At 65.1% G+C, this 17,703-nt stretch carries 15 protein-coding genes; 8 read left to right on the top strand and 7 right to left on the bottom strand.

The features are described from left to right. Positions 1-107 precede the first annotated feature (107 nt). From ACVOLZ_RS03400 to hemH, 4 genes are all read right to left on the bottom strand, one after another. The gene (locus ACVOLZ_RS03400; RefSeq protein ID WP_481515032.1) at positions 108-2,264 is read right to left on the bottom strand and encodes a methyl-accepting chemotaxis protein; all 2,157 of its coding nucleotides are present in this window, start codon (positions 2,262-2,264) and stop codon (positions 108-110) included. A gap of 13 nt (positions 2,265-2,277) precedes the next feature. Further along, complete coding sequence (locus tag ACVOLZ_RS03395; RefSeq protein ID WP_481515031.1) at positions 2,278-2,754, bottom strand: hypothetical protein; 477 nt, start codon at positions 2,752-2,754, stop codon at positions 2,278-2,280. A 125-nt stretch (positions 2,755-2,879) separates the two neighbouring features. Next, positions 2,880-3,743 carry an alpha/beta fold hydrolase gene (locus ACVOLZ_RS03390; protein WP_481515030.1) on the bottom strand — a complete coding sequence of 288 codons (864 nt, stop codon included), beginning with the start codon at positions 3,741-3,743 and terminating at the stop codon, positions 2,880-2,882. Further along, on the bottom strand, positions 3,740-4,702 hold the full coding sequence (gene hemH, locus ACVOLZ_RS03385) for a ferrochelatase (protein WP_481515029.1): 963 nt from the start codon (positions 4,700-4,702) through the stop codon (positions 3,740-3,742). Before hemH ends, ACVOLZ_RS03390 begins: the two co-directional genes overlap by 4 nt. Positions 4,703-4,908: 206 nt before the next feature. On the opposite strand from hemH, the gene ACVOLZ_RS03380 reads away from it, so the two are divergent. From ACVOLZ_RS03380 to ACVOLZ_RS03345, 8 genes are all read left to right on the top strand, one after another. After that, positions 4,909-5,814, top strand: coding sequence for a lipid-binding SYLF domain-containing protein (locus tag ACVOLZ_RS03380; RefSeq protein ID WP_481515028.1), 906 nt, complete (start codon positions 4,909-4,911; stop codon positions 5,812-5,814). A 74-nt stretch (positions 5,815-5,888) separates the two neighbouring features. After that, on the top strand, positions 5,889-6,116 hold the full coding sequence (gene tatA / locus ACVOLZ_RS03375; RefSeq protein WP_481514351.1) for a Sec-independent protein translocase subunit TatA: 228 nt from the start codon (positions 5,889-5,891) through the stop codon (positions 6,114-6,116). Between the two features lie 15 nt (positions 6,117-6,131). Then, on the top strand, positions 6,132-6,659 hold the full coding sequence (tatB, locus tag ACVOLZ_RS03370; RefSeq protein ID WP_481515027.1) for a Sec-independent protein translocase protein TatB: 528 nt from the start codon (positions 6,132-6,134) through the stop codon (positions 6,657-6,659). Beyond that, on the top strand, positions 6,656-7,405 hold the full coding sequence (gene tatC, locus ACVOLZ_RS03365) for a twin-arginine translocase subunit TatC (RefSeq protein WP_481514353.1): 750 nt from the start codon (positions 6,656-6,658) through the stop codon (positions 7,403-7,405). The genes tatB and tatC overlap by 4 nt, the downstream gene beginning before the upstream one ends. A gap of 98 nt (positions 7,406-7,503) precedes the next feature. Next, complete coding sequence (locus tag ACVOLZ_RS03360; RefSeq protein WP_481515026.1) at positions 7,504-11,106, top strand: response regulator; 3,603 nt, start codon at positions 7,504-7,506, stop codon at positions 11,104-11,106. Further along, entirely contained in the window at positions 11,091-11,957 is an 867-nt protein-coding gene (locus ACVOLZ_RS03355; protein WP_481515025.1) for a CheR family methyltransferase, read from the top strand. The genes ACVOLZ_RS03360 and ACVOLZ_RS03355 overlap by 16 nt, the downstream gene beginning before the upstream one ends. Continuing rightward, a complete protein-coding gene (locus tag ACVOLZ_RS03350; RefSeq protein WP_481515024.1) occupies positions 11,954-12,535 on the top strand; it encodes a chemotaxis protein CheB in 582 nt (193 codons plus the stop codon). Before ACVOLZ_RS03355 ends, ACVOLZ_RS03350 begins: the two co-directional genes overlap by 4 nt. After that, on the top strand, positions 12,526-13,524 hold the full coding sequence (locus tag ACVOLZ_RS03345) for a diguanylate cyclase domain-containing protein (protein WP_481515023.1): 999 nt from the start codon (positions 12,526-12,528) through the stop codon (positions 13,522-13,524). Before ACVOLZ_RS03350 ends, ACVOLZ_RS03345 begins: the two co-directional genes overlap by 10 nt. 57 nt (positions 13,525-13,581) lie before the next feature. On the opposite strand, the gene ACVOLZ_RS03340 is transcribed toward ACVOLZ_RS03345, so the two are convergent. From ACVOLZ_RS03340 to ACVOLZ_RS03330, 3 genes are all read right to left on the bottom strand, one after another. Further along, positions 13,582-14,484, bottom strand: coding sequence for a BPSS1780 family membrane protein (locus tag ACVOLZ_RS03340; RefSeq protein WP_481515022.1), 903 nt, complete (start codon positions 14,482-14,484; stop codon positions 13,582-13,584). 683 nt (positions 14,485-15,167) lie between these two features. Next, positions 15,168-15,893, bottom strand: coding sequence for a glutamine amidotransferase (locus ACVOLZ_RS03335; RefSeq protein WP_481515021.1), 726 nt, complete (start codon positions 15,891-15,893; stop codon positions 15,168-15,170). Continuing rightward, positions 15,890-17,692 carry a GspE/PulE family protein gene (locus ACVOLZ_RS03330; RefSeq protein WP_481515033.1) on the bottom strand — a complete coding sequence of 601 codons (1,803 nt, stop codon included), beginning with the start codon at positions 17,690-17,692 and terminating at the stop codon, positions 15,890-15,892. The genes ACVOLZ_RS03335 and ACVOLZ_RS03330 overlap by 4 nt, the downstream gene beginning before the upstream one ends. Positions 17,693-17,703 lie beyond the last annotated feature (11 nt).

Genomic DNA, 17,703 nt, shown 5'->3' with positions numbered 1-17,703 from the left:
TCGAGATGGTCGTCACGGGCATGATCCGTTCCCTCCCTTTGCCGCAGGCAAGGGGAGGGCTAGGGAGGGGTGCCTTTGCTCCTGATTTTGTTCCTGCTACAGCAACCTCACCCCACCCGGCGCATAACCTCAGCCGCACCGCCGGCCGAATAACGAAACACCGAAACCGCCTCCGCCAACGCACTGGCCTGCTCTTCCATCGAGCGCGCTGCGGCACTGGCTTCTTCCACCAAGGCAGCATTCTGCTGGGTGGTTTCATCCATCTGCACGACGGTGTGATTGACCTGTTCGATGCCGACCGATTGTTCCTGCGAAGCAGCCGCAATCCGCGCAACGATATCGCTGACCTGCTGCACCGAACCGACAATCTCGCTCATGGTGCTGCCGGCCTGCGCGACCAGCGCGGCACCATCATCCACCTTGCCCATCGAGTCGCCGATCAATTCCTTGATCTCGCGTGCAGCGGTGGCCGAGCGCTGCGCAAGGCTGCGCACTTCCGATGCCACCACCGCGAAACCACGCCCCTGTTCACCGGCACGCGCGGCTTCCACCGCAGCGTTCAGCGCCAGGATGTTGGTCTGGAAGGCGATGCCATCGATCACGCCGATGATCTCGGCAATGCGCTTGGACGACAGCTCGATCGCACGCATCGTCGATACCACCTGCCCAACCACAGCGCCGCCACGTGCGGCTACATCAGCCGCGCCAACTGCCAGCTGATTGGCCTGACGGGCCGAGGCCGCGTTTTCGCGTACGGTGGACGTCAGTTCCTCCATCGAGGCGGCGGTTTCTTCCAGGTTGGCGGCCTGTTGCTCGGTGCGCCGCGACAGGTCATCGTTGCCGACTGCCAACTCGTGCGCGGCGGTGTTGATCGCCAGCGAGCACTGCTTGATCTGGCCAACGATCCCGGTCAGGCGTTCGGCGGTGAGGTTGGCGTCGAGCTTCATTGCTTCGAAGTCGCCGGCAAAGTCGCCCTGCACACGGTGATCCAGGTCGCCAGCCGCCAATGCGGACAGCATCGTACGCAGCTCGCCGGTGGTGGTGGCAACAACCTCCAGCAGCTGGTTGATGCCGGTGGTAAGTGTCTGGATGAAGCCGGCCTCGCCTACTGTCTGCAGGCGCTGGTCGAGTGCGCCGGCCGAGGCGGCGGCGACGATGTCCGCCACGCTGTTCTCCAGTAGCAGTTCCTGGGTGCGGTCATGCCACTCAACCGCAAAACCGCTGCGGCTACCGTCGGCGTTGAACACCGGCGTCACCACCTGGCTGAAATGCACCGGGCCAATGGTGATCTGGCCGTTGTGCACCTTCTTCAGCTGATCGAGCATGCCGCGGATGCGCGCCGGGTTGGCGTGGAAGCGGTGGATGCTACTGCCGACCAGGGTATCGACGTTGAAGTCCGGGAAGGCCTTGCGCAGGGTGTCCTGCTGGTTGCGCAGCAGGGCCACCACCGAGCGGTTGACGTAGCGGATGATGTGCTCGTTGTCGGCAATCATCATGCCGGTGCGCGATGCATCCAGCGAGGCGCGAATCTGGGTGTTCTCGTGGTGCAGCGCGGCTTCCTGCTGGTGTCTGTGCTCAAGCTGGGTACGCATCCGCAGTACGCCATCGGCCAAGGTGCCCGGTGCGTAGCGGCGGTCGTCACCGATCGCGTCGCTGCTTTCGCCGCTGGCGATTGCATCCACCATCGCGCGCAGACGCGCGGGTGCGGTGCCCAAGGTCAGTACCTGGCGGCGCAGCTGCACTGCCATCGCGCTGATGAAGGCGGTTTCAACCACCACGTACAGCGCATGTAGCAGCACGATGTTGAAGCCACCGCCTGCTGCGAAGGCGCGTACTGGCAAGCCGCGCGTCTGCAGCCAATAGAAGGCCAGGTGATGCACGCTGATTGCGGCAGCAGCAACCACCACCGGGATCCAGTCGCGGTAGTACAGCAGCAGCGCGATCACCACGAAGACGCCGAAGTGCATTTCCACCAGGCCATTGGCCTGCTGGATGGTGGCGGCGACCAGCGCCATCAGCACCAATGCCACCGTTACCCGGCTGAGCAGGCTGCCCGGCGCCAGTTTGATCTGCACCGCCATCAGCGCCAGTGAGGGCAGGCTGACGGCGTAGAACGGCAGCCATTGCCCCGACCACAGCGCCAGCGCAAACGACGCCAGACCGAGGATCAGGCCGAAGTACAGGAACAAGCGGTCCGCCGCGCAGGCCAGCTGCGTGTAATAGGCGTCGGGAGGTGGCGTCGTGGCGTGGGGGCGAGTGGACATCGGGAACTCCTGTTCAACAGGAACAGCGGGGAGGAAGGATCAGGGGTGGGCTGTGTTCTGACAGCAGTGCAGGCAGCCAGCTGGCCGGGGCTGTATCGCTGCGGCCACAGGCCAGTGCAGAAGGCCGCAAGGGGCCCGCATAGAGCGGACGGCCATCGGCAGCCAGCACCAGCAGCTCATGGGCGGCAGTTGTGCTCAGTGAGATTGCGCGCGCGCCTTGTGCCTGCAGCGCGGTGCTGAGTTGTTGCCAATCCTGCTCGCGTTGCTCGCAGGCGCAGCCGGGCGTGCTCAATCGGATTGCCAACGGCGCGCCAGAAGCAGGCAGCCGCCCCTGTGCACGCAGTCCATCCACCAGCGCCGTCACCGCAGCTTCGTCACCGCTGGGACGGTGGCCTAGTGCAGCAACGCTGGTGGTGGTCCAGCCCAGCCAACAGGCGAGCAGGATCAGGCCGGTGATGACACCGGGCCGAAGGGCGGGGCGGGGGGGCATGCGATGGTGGGACACACAGCACCCGTTGCGGGGCTGCGGGACATCTTCTCGATTACGGCAATGCCGGGGTTATCGGCTGCCGTGCTTACTACTGAAGCCGATGCTATTGGCATCGGCGTCCATATTCAGCTGGCGTCGGGCAATGTCGCGATGAACCCTTGGATGATCGCCGCGACTGCCTCGGGGTCATCCATATGCACATGGTGATGGCCTGGCAGGGTGTGCAGGCGGCCATCGGGCAGCAGCGCCGCGCGCTGGCTGCGTTCCGGTTCCGGGAAATAAGCCTGTGCCGGAGTTGCGTAGATCACCTGCACCGGGCAGAGGATGGCGCTGACCACATCGCAGACCTGTTCTTCGGTCATGCGCACCGCGGTGGGCAACATCAGCCGTGGATCGCTGCGCCAGCTCCAGCCACCGTCGACGGCTTTGACCCCACGTTCGATCAGCAGGCGCGCCGAGGCCTCGCTGAGCTGGTTGACCATCATCCGCGCGCGTACCGGCGCGCTGAGATCGGGAAATACCCGCAACTGTTTGGCGTCCAGCTTCAGCATCGCCTCCACATAGGTACGCAGGCGCTGCACGGTTTCGTCGGCTGGTGCGGTCAGCCCGCCCAGTGCTTCGATCGATACCAGTGCCTGCACGCGCTCACCGGCCACGGCGGCGATCAGGCTGGCGATCGCCGCGCCCATCGAATGACCGAGCAGTACAAAACGGTCCCAGCCCAGCGCGTCGGCAATGGCCAGGGTCTGCACGATGGCGTGCGGCGTGGTGTACGGCGTGGTCAGCGGCAGGTGGTCGCTATAGCCATGCCCGGGCAGGTCGACCATCACCAGGTCCAGCGTCGGCAGCTGTGCGGCCAACGGCAGGAAGCTGGCCGCATTGTCGAGCCAGCCATGCAGGGCGAGGACCTTCAGGCCATCCGGGTTGCCGGCGCGCAGGCCGGCCACGCGAATGCCATCGAGCTGCAGTTCAAATGGCGTCGCGCTCATGCCGGTTGCGCCGCCGCCAGTGCGGCCAACGCAGCGGCATGGGCGCTGCTGTCGTTGAGGCAGGGGATGTAGCGCATGCGTGCGCCGCGTTCGGCCAGGGTTTCGGTGAAGCCCATCTGCACTTCTTCCAGGGTTTCCAGGCAATCGGTGGCAAAGCCCGGGCAGACCACGTCCAGGGTCTTGATGCCACTTTCGGCGAGCTCCCACAGCCGCGGCTCGGCATAGGGCTGCAGCCAGCGTTCGCGGCCGAACCGCGATTGATAGGCCAGTTCCCATTCGTCGTTGGCCAAGCCAAGGGCTGCGGCAATGGCCTTGGCACTGGCTTCGCAACGCTGCGGATAGGGGTCGCCGGCATCGGCCAGGCGTTGCGGGATGCCATGGAAGGAGAACACCAGCTTGCCGCCGCGGCCATGTTCGGCCCAGTAACCGGCAATGGAGGCGGCGACTGCGGCAACCCAGGCCGGGTCATCGGCGTAGTCGCGGATGGTATGCACCGTCACCTTGGGGTTGCGTGCCTGCCATTGCTGCACGCGGTCCTCGATGGAGGCGGTGGTGGTGGTCGAGTACTGCGGGTACAGCGGCAGCACCACGATCCGCTGGATACCCTCGGCAGCCAATGTGTCCAGCGCCGACAGCATCGCCGGTTGGCCATAGCGCATGGCTGCACGCACCCGCCACTGTGGCAACTGCTGTTGCATGGCTTCGGCCAGGCGCCGGGTATATACCGCCAGCGGTGAGCCCTCCGGCAGCCAGACCTGGGCGTATTTCTGTGCCGAGCGACCACTGCGCAGCGGCAGGATCAGCCCGTACAGCAGGGGTTTCCACAGCAAAGCCGGGATCGAGACCACGCGGGGGTCGCTGAGGAATTCCGCCAGATAGCGCCGCACCGCAGGAGCGGTGGGTGTCTCGGGCGTGCCTAGATTGACCGCGAGCAACGCGGTAGTGGGGGCGTTGGACATCCGGCCATTTTCGCAGGTATGGGCGGAGAAGGGAGGGCTGTAGGTTTGCGGCGAACATCACCCCTCCCCAACCCTCCCCTTCGCAATGCGAAAGGGAGGGGGCACAGCTGCTCATGCCTCACGCCCGCTCACCAGCTATTCAGAGCCACGCTACTAATTTCAGGCACTTGCGCTATCTTTCTATGCATCGACCTACGGAGTTACCCATGCGCCGCCTGCCGTGCCTTGTGCTGCTGTTGTCCGCGAGCTTGTTGTCCGCCACTGCTGTCGCCGGTCCGCAGGAAGATCAGCGCGCCCGCAATGCGGTGCGGGTGCTCAGTGAAATCCAGAACATCCCCGAGCAGTCCATTCCGGACAAGCTGCTGGACGAAGGCCGCGCCATCGTCGTCCTGCCGGACACCATCAAGGCCGGCCTGGTGCTGGGTGGACGCCGCGGCCACGGCCTGATGTCGGTGAAAATGGCCGATGGCAGCTGGTCCAATCCGGTATTCATTAAGCTTACTGGCGGCAGCATCGGTTTCCAGGCCGGTGTGCAGTCGTCGGACGTGATTCTGGTGTTCCGCAACGACCGCAGTCTGGACAACATCGTCAACGGCAAGTTCACTCTCGGCGCTGACGCTGGTGTCGCAGCCGGCCCGGTTGGCCGCAATGCCTCGGCGGCTACCGACGGCCAGCTCAAGGCTGAGATCTGGTCGTGGTCGCGCGCGCGCGGCCTGTTTGCAGGTGTCGCACTGGATGGTGCGGTGCTGCAGATCGACGATGCCGCCAACCTCGATGCCTACGGCCAGAACACCACCCCGCGCATGATCCTGGAAGGCCGCCTGAATACTGCGCCGTCGTCCGACGTGGTGTCCTTCCGTGACCGTCTGGAAGAGTCCACCTATGCCGCGCGTGAAAAGCGTGGCACCCAGGGCAGTGCCGTGCCGGTGGTGGCAAGCGCGCCGCGCAGCAATGCGGTCAGCGTGCAGGCGCCGGCAGCCAATACGGCTGGTGCCGATACCGCGACCACCGCGCCGTTGCAGCACGCCACTGCTGAACCGGCACCGCAGCAGGGCTTCCAGCCGGTCTCCGAAGGTGAGATCCGTACCGAAAGCCTGGATGGCGGCCACTGACCTTTGGCATAGCGATCAGTTAAGACCTTGTGCGCTATGCTCGACAACCTCCACATAGATAACGCGAGCAGATCATGGGCAGTTTCAGCATCTGGCACTGGTTGGTCGTGCTGGTCATCGTGCTGCTGGTGTTTGGCACCAAGCGCTTGACGAGCGGTGCCAAGGATCTGGGCAGTGCGGTCAAAGAGTTCAAGAAGGGCATGCGTGACGAGGACAAGCCGGCTGCACAGCTGAGCGACGAATCGCGCGATGCCGACAAGAGCGGCGAAAAGCAGGCCGAGCACGACCGCGACGCGCGCTGATCCTGAGCGTACGACGTGTTTGATATCGGCTTCAGCGAACTGCTGCTGATCGCAGTGGTGGCCTTGGTGGTCCTCGGCCCGGAACGTCTGCCCAAGGCAGCGCGTTTTGCCGGGCTGTGGGTACGCCGTGCGCGCAACCAGTGGGATTCGGTCAAGCAGGAGCTTGAGCGCGAGCTGCACGCCGAGGAGCTCAAGCGCAATCTGCAGGATGTACGCCAGTCGATGCAGCAGGCCGAGGCCGGGCTGCGCGACCAGGCCGAGCAGGTGCGCAGTGAAGGTGATGCCTTCAAGCGCGAAGTGGAACTGCCGGAATCGGCTGCCGAGCGGGTAATCGAGCCACGCACCATTGAGCCGCGCGCGGTGGCACCTGCCGCCATGAGCGATGGACAGCCGCCCGCAGCTGCAGAGCTGGCCCCGCTGAAAGCGGCTGCTGCGCCGGCCAGTCATGACGCCATCGATTCCGAGTTCAACCGCAGCATCCCCTTGGATGATGTGCAGATAAGCGCCGAGCAGGCCCCAGCAAGCCAGGAGCGGATGCCATGAGCGCGGCGGATCTCAACGAAAGCAGCCTGATCGAACACCTGATCGAGCTGCGCTCGCGGGTGGTGCGCGCGCTGCTGGGCTTGGGCGTGGTGCTGCTGGCGCTGATGCCGTTCTCGCGCACCCTGTACACGCACCTGGCCACGCCGCTGATATCGCAGCTGCCGGCCGGGCAATCGATGATTGCCACCAATCCGGCCGGTGCCTTCTTCGCACCGCTGAAGCTGACCTTCTTTGCCGCCCTGTTCGTGGCGGTGCCGTGGCTGCTGTACCAGGCCTGGGCATTTGTGGCGCCGGCCCTGTATGCCCGTGAAAAGCGCCTGGCCCTGCCGCTGCTTGGTTCGGCGGTTGCGCTGTTCTACATCGGCTGCGCCTTTGCTTACTTCCTGGTGCTGCCGGCCGTATTCCATTTCCTGACCACCTTCCGTCCCGATGTGATCGCCATCACGCCGGATGCCAACGCCTATCTGGATTTCGTGCTGGCCATCTTCTTTGCCTTTGGCGCCAGCTTCGAGCTGCCGGTGGCAATGGTGATCCTGGTCCTGCTGGGCTGGGTGAGCCCACAGCAGCTGCGTGAAGGCCGCGGTTACGCGATTGTCGGTATCTTTGTGCTGGCGGCGGTGCTGACCCCGCCGGATGTGGTGTCGCAGCTGATGCTGGCGATCCCCATGTGTTTCCTTTACGAACTGGGCATACATGCCTCGCGTTGGCTGCAGCCGCGCGACCAGGGCAAGACCGCGAAACCCTGATTCAACCGTAGCAGGCGGTCGTCAGCAATCTGCGCTATTTTCACTGAAAAGAGGCCGCGCGGATTGGCAGGCGTGGTGGCACCCCGGGGGACACCTGCGTGACGCAAAAGAAGAGTAGCTGGATCAACAACGTGCCACTGCTGAGCAAGATGCTGGCGGCATTTGGCTTGGTTTTCCTGTGTTTCCTGGCCACCAGCGTGGTCAGTTACCGCACCTCCGGGCGGGATGACGACGCGCGCCGGCATGAGGGCGTGCAGATCGAGGTGATCCGCCAGGTCGAGGATGCGATCCAGGCCGTGCGCCTGCAGCAGATCGCCATCCGCAATTACCTGCTTGGTGACGGCGAGCGGCATATGGACGTGCTGGCCAAACAGCGCGAGCGCCGTGATACCGCCTTGACCGCCGCGCTCACCGCCGCCGGTACCGAGGCAGTGGCCGAGCGCCTGCGCGCTGCGCAGGCACAGGCTCGCAACTGGGACAACGAAGTAATGGCGGTGCTGCGTCCGGCAGCCGGTGCCGCGCAGCTCACCGAGGTGCAGCAGCTGGACGCACTCAGCGACGGAGGGCAGGGCAATGCGCTGGCCGATGTGCTGGACGGGATCTACGAAGCAGAGATGACCCAGCTGCTCAGCGACCGGGGCCAGATGAGCAGCTGGATCGCCCGTGCGCACACGATCTCGCTGGTGCTGCTGGTGCTGGGCTTCGTCATCATCCTTCTTGCGCTGTGGATGATCTCGCGGCTGGTGGTGAACCCGATCAATCGCCTGACCGACAAGATGACGCGCCTGTCCAACGGCGATCTGGACGTGCAGATCGATGGTCTGCAGCGTGGTGATGAGATCGGTGAGATCGCGCGCGCGCTGGAGGTGTTCCGGCGCAACTCGCTGGAGTCGCGTGACGCCAACTGGGTCAAGCTCAGCGTCGGCGAAGTCGGTGCCCAGTTGCAGACCGCGCAGACCCCGGATGAGTACGCGCAGGCGCTGGTGTCACAGATCGCGCCGCGCATCGATGCGCCGATCGGTGTGTTCTTTGCCTGGAATGAAGCAGAAAAGCAGCTGCGCCTGCAGGGCAGCTATGGCTTCCAGCGGCGCAAGCATCTTGGCCTGCACTATGGGCTTGGCGATGGCCTGATCGGGCAGGCGGCCTTGGAGCGCAAGCGCATCAGCGTGCAGCAGGTACCTGACGACTTCTTTGGCGTGCATTCGGCGCTGGGCGAGGCGCAGCCTCGTCATCTGGTGGCAGTGCCGTTGCTGCTGAAGGATCGCCTGCTGGGCGTGTTCGAATTCGGCACCTTCGGTCACTTCAACGCCACCCAGGAAGCCTTCATCGACTCGGTGCTGCCGACCGTGGCGCTGGGCCTGGACAATATCTGCCGCGCCGACGAGACCCAGCTGCTACTGGACCACACCCGCGCCCAGGCTGAAGAGCTGCAGGTGTCGCAGCTGGCCCTGCAGGCGCAGGAAGAAGAGCTGCGCGCCACCAACGAAGAGTTGCAGGGCAAGACCGTGGAGCTGGAAGAACAGGCCCAGCGCCTGTCCGCTTCCGAAGAAGAACTGCGTGTGCAGGCCGAAGAACTGCAGGCCTCCAACGAGGAGCTGCGGCAGAAGACCGAAGTGCTCAATGAGCAGAAGGACGTGCTGCAGGTATTGCAGCGCGAAACCGAGTTCAAGGCGCAGGAGCTGGCGCGTGCCAGCCAGTACAAGACCGACTTCCTGGCCAATATGTCGCACGAGCTGCGCACGCCGCTCAACAGCCTGTTGATCCTGTCCAAGGAACTGGCCGAGAACGAGAGTGGGCATCTGGATGTGGAGGAAGTTGAGGCTGCTGCGGTCATCCACGACTCCGGCTCCAACCTGCTGCGGCTGATCAACGACATCCTCGATCTGTCCAAGATCGAAGCCGGCAAGATGGACGTGCACCGCGAGGAGGTGAAGATCGATGCCATCACCCGCGAGGTGACGCGCCACTTCCGCCATATGGCGATGGAAAACCGCCTGGAGTTCGCTATCGAGGTGGACCCGTCGATGCCCGAGGCACTGGTCACTGATCGCTCCAAGCTGCAGCAGGTGCTCAACAACCTGCTAGGCAATGCCTTCAAGTTCACCCGCGAAGGCTCGGTGACCCTGCATATGGCGACGGCCAACAGCGCCATGCTGACCCGCATCGGCGCGGCTGTGGACGACCTGCACGTGGCGTTGACGGTGCGCGATACCGGTATTGGTATTCCCGAAGAGCGCCTGGACTCGATCTTCGAGGCATTCGAGCAGGTCGATTCCAGCACCAGCCGTCATTACGGTGGCAGCGGTTTGGGGCTGGCGATCGCGCGGCGCCTGGCGCAGTTGCTGGGTGGGCAGCTGGTCGTCGACAGCGAGCAGGACAAGGGCAGCAGCTTCAGCCTGGTGCTGCCGCTGTTGTCGGCTGGCATCAATAGCGCCGTGGCCGCCAGTCAGGCCATCAGCGAGCAGCGGCCTGCGCCGACGCCGGGCCCGGCGCGCGTCGCTACCGCGCAGCTGATTGATTGGATTCCCGATGATCGCCACGCCATTGCGGCGGGTGAAACCGTGATCTTGACGGTGGAAGATGATCCGGCCTTCGCCCGCATCCTGGTCGACCTGATTCGCCGCAAAGGCCACCGCGCACTTGCCGCCGCCGATGGCGAAAGTGGCCTGGAGCTGGCGCGCCGTTATCGCCCCACCGGCATCCTGTTGGATGTGATGTTGCCAGGCATGGATGGCTGGTCGGTGCTGCAGCACCTCAAGCACGATCCGGTCACTGCAGCCATCCCGGTGCATTTCATTTCCGCGGTGGATGAAGCCGCGCGCGGTGTTGCGCTGGGCGCGGTCGGTTACCTGACCAAGCCGGTGGATCGCAAGGCGCTGGTTGCCGCCTTCGACCATCTGCTGGATGTGGCCGGCAAGATCGTGCGCAAGCTGTTGCTGGTCGACGATGACCCGGATTCGCGCTTGGCGCTTACCCGTCTGTTGCAGGCGGACAACGTCGAGATCGACCAGGTTGCCTCCGGCGAAGAAGCGCTGGAGCGCATCGCCACCCATAGCTATGACTGCATCGTGCTGGATCTCAACCTGGGCGGCATCTCCGGCATCGAGTTCCTGGAGAAGGCGGCAACCTTGGTTGCAGTGCCGCCGGTAGTGATCTATTCGGGCCAGGACCTGAGCCGCGAAGACAGCCTCAAGCTGCGCCAGTACACCGACAGTATCGTGATCAACGGCCAGCGTTCGCCCGAGCGCCTGCTCGATGAAGTGAGCCTGTTCCTGCACAGCATCGGCTCGCGTGGAGCCAATGCCACACCGTCCGACGACAATAATCTGGGCGGCCGTCAGGTACTGCTGGTCGATGACGACATGCGCAACCTGTTTGCCCTGTCCAAGTCGCTGCGTTCGCGCGGGGTCAACGTGTCGATGGCGCAGGATGGCTACAAGGCACTGCAGCAGCTGCAGGAAAACCCGTCCATCGAGCTGGTGCTGATGGACATCATGATGCCCGGTATGGACGGTTACGAAACCACCCGCGAGATCCGCAAGCTGCCGCAGTGGAGCAACCTGCCGATCATCGCCGTCACCGCCAAGGCGATGCATGGCGACCGCGACAAGTGCCTGGATGCCGGTGCCAACGACTACCTCACCAAGCCGGTGGATCTGGACAAACTGTTGTCGATGATGCGTGTATGGCTGCAAAAGTAGGTCCCATCACTCCGCAAGCGCTGCGCGATGACATTGACGACATCGAAGTCGATGCTTTCATCACTGCGATGTCGCGGCGGCATGGCTATGACTTCACCGGTTACGCGCCGTCCTCGTTGAAGCGGCGCGTGCTGGCGCTGGCGCATACCTTGAATTTGCCCAGCGTCAGCGAGCTGACCGCGCGCGTGCTGCGCGAAGACGAGATGGTGCCGCAGGTGATCGCCAAGCTGTCGGTGCCGGTGTCGGAGATGTTTCGCAACCCGGCGGTGTTCCGCAAGCTGCGCGACGAAGTGTTCCCGGTGCTGGCCTCGTACCCGCAGATCAATATCTGGCAGGCCGGTTGCGCGCACGGGCAGGAGGTCTATTCGCTGGCTATCCTGCTGAAGGAAGCCGGGCTGTACGACCGCTGCCAGATCTACGCCACCGACTTCAGCGATGAAGCGCTGGCCAAGGCGCAGGAAGGCATCTTTCCGATCCGCGATGCGCGGCTGTATTCGGAGAACTATCTGGCGGCCGGTGGCCGTCACACGCTGTCTGATTACTACCACGCCCGCTACGACTTCATGAAGCTGGACGAGCGGCTCAAGGAGCGGGTCACATTCGCCAACCACAACCTGGTCTGCGATAGCGTGTTCACCGAGGCGCAGCTGATCCTGTGCCGCAATGTGCTGATCTATTTCTCCGACACGCTGCAGGACAGGGTGCTGGGCCTGTTCCGCAGCAGCCTCAGTCGCGGCGGCTTCCTGTGCCTGGGCAACCGGGAGTCGATCCGCTTCGCCCCCAGTGCGCGCGATTTCGTGCCGCTGGATGCCGAATTGCGGCTGTACCGCAACGCCGGTGGCTTACTGTGAAAACCGCGTCCGGGCAGCCTCCACAAGCCGTTGTGGTGGGGTGCTCGGCGGGCGGGCTTGCTGCCCTGCATCAGTTGCTGGGCGGCCTGTCAGGGCCATTGCCGGTGCCGATGGTGGTGGTCTGCCACAGCGGTTCGGAGGATATGCGAGTGTTCTGCGAGCTGCTGGCCAGCCGCAGCGGGCTGCCGGTGGAGGAGGCTGAAGAACGCCAGCTGCCGGAGCCGGGGCGGGTCTATGTGGCCCCGTCCGGCTACCACCTGCTGATTGAGCGCAACGGCCGTTTTGCCCTGAGCATCGACCCGCGGGTGGCATTTTCACGTCCTTCCATCGATGTTCTGTTTGAATCTGCGGCCGAGGTCTGGCGCGGGCAGCTGTTGGCTGTACTGATGACCGGGGCAAATTCCGACGGTGCCGAAGGGTGCGCGCGGATACGACGCTCCGGTGGCACACTGATCGTTCAGGACCCGGAAACGGCGCAAGTGGCTATGATGCCTGCCGCCGCACTGGAGCTGGCTGGTGCTGATTACTGCCTGCCACTCCCCGAAATTCCCTTTTTGCTGGAAGCATTATGTTCGTGACCAAGCCGGTGGCAGTGCAGCGCCCCAAGATCCTGGCCGTAGATGACAATCCCGCCAACCTGTTGGTGATCCGCCGGGTGCTGGCCAAGCTCGACGTGGACGTGGTCGAGGCGGCCTGCGGCAACGATGCGCTGAAGGCGACCCTGGACGATGAGTTCGCGCTGGTGCTGCTGGACGTCTACATGCCGGACATCAACGGCTTTGAAGTGGCCGAGATCCTGTCGCAGGAAGAAACCACCCGACAGACCCCGATCATCTTCGTCACCGCGACTTATGCCGATGACGTGCACCGGCTCAAGGGCTATGGCTTCGGCGCGGTGGACTACATGGCCAAGCCGCTGGAAGCCACCATCCTGCTGTCCAAGGTGCAGGTGTTCCTGGAGCTGTACCGGCACCGGGTAGCACTGCGCGATGCATTGAGCGAGCTGTCCGAGCGCAACCGCCAGCTGGAAATCGAAGTCGAGCAGCGCAAGCAGATGGAGCAGGAGATGCGCCACCTGGCCATGCACGACATGCTCACCGGGTTGCCCAACCGTGCCTTGTTCATGGACCGGCTGGAAAGCGCCCATCATCGCGCGCAGCGCCACGGCGGCATGTTCGCGCTGGTCTATGTGGACGTGGACCGTTTCAAGGAGGTCAACGACACCTGGGGCCACGGCGCTGGTGATGCGGTGCTGATCGAGCTGTCTGCACGCCTGCGCGGTGCGCTGCGTGAGAACGACACCGTGGCCCGCTTGGGCGGCGATGAGTTCGCCCTGGTGCTGGAAGAGCTTGATGACATCAACGACGCCCATCGTCTGATGGAGCGGGTGACGCAGTCGCTGCAGGCACCGATGCACTACCTGCGTGATGGCGAACAACTCACCCTGGCGATCGCCGCCAGCATTGGTGTGGCCGCCTACCCAGCGGATGGTGCCGAGGTTGATGCCTTGCTGCATGCTGCCGACCAGGCCATGTACCTGATCAAGCGCAGCCGCGACACGGCGTGAAACAAAAAGGCCGCGCATCTCTGCGCGGCCTTGCTGCAAGCGACGTGACCGCCTGGATCAGGCTTCGAACACGTGACCGCTGCTCACCGGCGGCGGGGTCGGGCCGGTGGCATCGGCTGGCGCCAGTATCTGCTTCCACGCTGCATACACGGCGCCGGCAAAGACCGGCATCAGGATCGCCATCAGCAGCAACTGGGCGATGGCCATGGCGGCGACCTGGCCGGCGATCAGGCCAATGAACAACGCCACGATGATCACCGCGAAATAGATCGCGAAGATGGCGATGAAAGCCAACACGAAGAACACCAGCATCGCCGGCAGGTTGTGGATGCTGGCGCGCAGGCTTTCGCGCAACGCGTGCATGCCACCGGAACGCTCGAACATCACCTGCGGCGGCATCACGAACAGCGCAAGCGTCACGGCGACGAAGCTGGCGATCAGCAACAACAGCCACAGCAGGATGCGCCCGGCCGGCAGCGTCGCCACCAGTGCCTCGATCTGCGCCGGATCAGGTTGTGCACCGGATTGGCTGAGCTCATTGAGCTTGACCATCACTACTGACAGCTGTTGCAGGCCGTCGGTACCGACCAGCACCAGCAGCAGCGTGCCCAGCAGCAGGGCGGCAAACAGCTGCGGCAACAGGGCCACCAGCAGGTGCGGCGCACGCCCTTCCTGTACGCCCTGCAGCAGGTGCGCAGGCTTGGCGGTTCGGCCCTGGTCGACCTCGCGGATGGCCCACAACATGCCGCCCATGAACAACGGGCCGGCCAACAACAGCAGTAGCTGCACCACGGTGCCCAGTGCCGGCACCAGCATCGACAGCGACAGCACCAGCGAAGTGCCGACGCCCCACAGGATGCCCAGCGAACCCAGCGCCAGTGGCGCGCGCTTGAGCAGGCCAAAACCGGTCAGCAGCCATTCCGCACCGGCGGAGGCCGGTACCTTGCGAATCTCGCTCATTGCAATTCCGAAACGGGGGAGTGCGCGGGCAACACGCCGACGCTGGGCGGATTATCGCCTGAAACCCGGCTCGGGTTTATGAGGACAAAGTAACGGTGGGGTGGGCAGCTGTTGCCCCCTCCCTTTGCCGCAGGCAAGGGGAGGGCCGGGGAGGGGTTGCTGTCGGTAGTGGGGGGGCGCGGGCGGGCGCGGCGGGGGGGGGGCGGGGGGGGGGGGGGGGGGGGCGGGGGGGGGGGGGGGGGTGGGGGGGGGGGGGGGGGGGGGGGGGGGGGGGGGGGGGGGGGGGGGGGGGGGGGGGGGGGGGGGGGTTGGGGGGGGGGGGTGGTGTGGCGGGTGGCGGGGCCTGCGTCGCATGGCCTGGTCGTGCGTTCCGGGGGGTGGCCCCGCCCCCCCCCCCCCCCCCACTACAGGTTGGGTTGCCGGGAAGGCCTCTGCCGAGCATGGCTCGGCACTACGGGTTGGATTGCTGGGAAGGCTTCTGCCGAGCATGGCTCGGCATTACAGGTTGGATTGCCGGGAGGGCCTCTGCCGAGCATGGCTCGGCACTACACCGGTGGGCCCTTCGGCCTTTGTGGGAGCGGCGTCAGCCGCGAAGCCCACGAATCGTCAGATTGCGGACATAGCTGTAATTGCAGCATTGCCAGCTTCGCGGCTTACGCCGCTCCTACAAAACAACCGCAGGTTCAATGCGTTTCGCGGCGTACGTGCCTGACGAAGCGGCGCAGCAGCTGGCGGGCCAGCGGCGCAGCGGTGACCTCGCGGGCGACGCTGCGGGCGCAGCCGCCGTGGCGGGCGATGCAGTCGGCGCGGGCACGGACGTAGCCACGCATGTGATGGGTGGCGAACTCGGGGTGGAACTGCAGGCCCCAGGCCTGCTCGCCCCAACGGAAGGCGTGGCAGTTGTCCTGCACCGAGCGGGCCAGCACGGTGGCGCCTTCGGGCGCGCGCAATACCGTCTGCAGGTGGGTGGCGTGGGCCGGGAAGCTGGCCGGCAGGCCGGCGAACAAGGGGTCGGCCGAGGCCGGGGCTTCCAGCTCCAGCTGGATGGTGCCGGACTCGCGCCCGGCCGGGTTGTAGTCGACCTGCCCGCCCAGCGCATGCGCCAGCAGCTGGTGGCCGTAGCAGATGCCAAGCAATGGCATGCCTGCATGGGCGGCGTCGCGCAGCCAGTCGGCGCTGCGCTCGCTCCAGTCAGCGCGGTCGGTGACGAAGGCGGCCGAGCCGGTGACGATGGTGGCGGCGAAGTCGGTACGTTCGGGCAACTGCTCGCCGCGCTCGACGTTGACCACTACGGTGTCGGCTTCTTCCAGCCCGGCGGCAACGCGGATCCAGTGCGGAAAACGCCCATAACGACGCAGGGTCGGGAACGGTTGCCCGGTTTCAACGATCAAGAACGGCTGGGACTTCATTCCGGCGGCGGCAGTACTGACAGGACTTCCTCGATTGTAGTCAGCCCTGCGGCCACCTTTTCAAGCCCGGTGCGACGCAGGGTGCGCAGCCCGTCGGCCGCTGCGGCCTTGCTGAATCCGGCCAGATCCATGTCGCGGGTGATCAGGGCGCGCAGCCGCGAACCCAGTGGTAGCAACTCATACAGGCCGATCCGGCCCATGTAACCGGTGCGCCGGCACTCCAGGCAACCGACCGGTGCATATGCCGTCACCACATCTGGTAATGCTTCATGGGCATTACGTAGCGGCGCCCAATCACTGTCGCTCAGGGTGTCCGGCGTCTTGCAATGCGGGCACAGGGTACGCACCAGTCGTTGCGCCAGCACGCCGTTGACGGTGGAGGCGATCAGGTAATGCGGTACGCCCAGGTCGAGCAGGCGGGTGATGGCCGAGGGCGCGTCGTTGGTATGCAGGGTGGACAGCACCAGGTGCCCGGTCAGCGAGGCCTGCACCGCCATCTGTGCGGTTTCCAGGTCGCGGATTTCGCCGATCATGATGATGTCCGGGTCCTGCCGCAGCAGGGTGCGAACACCGGAGGCGAAGTCCAGGTCGATATTGGCCTGCACCTGCATCTGGTTGAACTCCGGCGCGATCATTTCGATTGGGTCTTCCACCGTGCAAACGTTCACGTCCGGCGTGGCCAGGCGCTTGAGCGTGGAGTACAGGGTGGTGGTCTTGCCGGAGCCGGTCGGGCCGGTGACCAGCACGATGCCGTGCGGGCGCGCCACCAACTCGTTCCAGCCAGCAGCTTCTTCCGGGCTGAAACCCAGCTGCTCGATGCTCTTGAACGCCGAGTCCGGGTCGAAGATACGCATCACGCACTTCTCGCCGAAGGCGGTGGGCATGGTCGACAGGCGCATTTCCACCTCGCGACCGCCTGGCGAGCGGGTCTTGATGCGACCGTCCTGCGGGCGCCGGCGCTCGGCCAGGTCCATGCGGCCCAGCACCTTGACCCGGCTGATCACCGCGGTCATCACCGACGGTGGCAGTTCGAACACCTTGTGCAGCACGCCGTCGATGCGGAAGCGCACGCGGCCCTTGTCGCGACGCGGCTCCATGTGGATGTCGCTGGCGCGTTGTTCGTAGGCGTATTGCAGCAGCCAGTCGACGATGCTGACCACATGGTGGTCATCGGCGTTGACGTCACCGGCACTACCCAGCTCCACCAGCTGCTCGAAACTGGGCGGAGTGATGCCGTTGCTGCTGTCACGGGCGTCGCTGCGCGCGCCGCGCACCGAGCGGGTGACGCCGAAGAACTCCATCGAATAACGGTGCAGGTCCAGCGGATTGACCAGCACCATGTCGATGCGGCGGCGGGTCAGGTGCTGCAGGTCCGGTACCCAGTCGCGTGCCAGCGGCTCGCTGGTGGCAACCAGCACGCGCTCGCTGTCCAGGCCCAGCGGCAGGATGCGGTGGCGGCGCGCATAGGCATGCGAGACCACCGCGGTGGCACCGGACACGTCCACACGGGTCGGATCGATGCGCAGGTAGCGGGTCTGGGTGCGTGCGGCCAGCCATTCGGTCAGGCGCTCCAGCCCCAGTTCGCCAGCCCCGCTTGTGGCAGCCAGCTTGAGGTTGGCCAGCAACACCAGTGGGTGCACTTCACTGGCGTTGCGCGCGCCTTGGGCGGAGAAACGGATCCGCTCCTGGTCGTGCGCAGCCACCAGCCCATCGGCCAGCAGGGCGCTGGCGACATTGGAAAACTGCAGCCTTCCCGGGGCGATAGCCACCTGCGGTGAGGGTGCCTGAGTGCCTTCCACAGCCGCGTTTT

The sequence above is a fragment of the Stenotrophomonas sp. STEN020 genome (genome assembly GCF_056760195.1).
Note: the sequence above shows the minus strand (reverse complement) of the source record. Positions and strands in the feature narration are given on the sequence as shown.

Bases quoted from the DNA above. Each gene is read 5' to 3' on its own strand.
- ACVOLZ_RS03400 (WP_481515032.1), bottom strand. From the start codon at position 2,264: ATGTCCACTCGCCCCCACGCCACGACGCCACCTCCCGACGCCTATTAC.
- ACVOLZ_RS03380 (WP_481515028.1), top strand. From the start codon at position 4,909: ATGCGCCGCCTGCCGTGCCTTGTGCTGCTGTTGTCCGCGAGCTTGTTG.
- hemH (WP_481515029.1), bottom strand. From the start codon at position 4,702: ATGTCCAACGCCCCCACTACCGCGTTGCTCGCGGTCAATCTAGGCACG.
- ACVOLZ_RS03355 (WP_481515025.1), top strand. From the start codon at position 11,091: ATGGCTGCAAAAGTAGGTCCCATCACTCCGCAAGCGCTGCGCGATGAC.
- ACVOLZ_RS03340 (WP_481515022.1), bottom strand. From the start codon at position 14,484: ATGAGCGAGATTCGCAAGGTACCGGCCTCCGCCGGTGCGGAATGGCTG.
- tatA (WP_481514351.1), top strand. From the start codon at position 5,889: ATGGGCAGTTTCAGCATCTGGCACTGGTTGGTCGTGCTGGTCATCGTG.
- tatC (WP_481514353.1), top strand. From the start codon at position 6,656: ATGAGCGCGGCGGATCTCAACGAAAGCAGCCTGATCGAACACCTGATC.
- ACVOLZ_RS03345 (WP_481515023.1), top strand. From the start codon at position 12,526: ATGTTCGTGACCAAGCCGGTGGCAGTGCAGCGCCCCAAGATCCTGGCC.
- ACVOLZ_RS03335 (WP_481515021.1), bottom strand. From the start codon at position 15,893: ATGAAGTCCCAGCCGTTCTTGATCGTTGAAACCGGGCAACCGTTCCCG.
- ACVOLZ_RS03390 (WP_481515030.1), bottom strand. From the start codon at position 3,743: ATGAGCGCGACGCCATTTGAACTGCAGCTCGATGGCATTCGCGTGGCC.
- ACVOLZ_RS03395 (WP_481515031.1), bottom strand. From the start codon at position 2,754: ATGCCCCCCCGCCCCGCCCTTCGGCCCGGTGTCATCACCGGCCTGATC.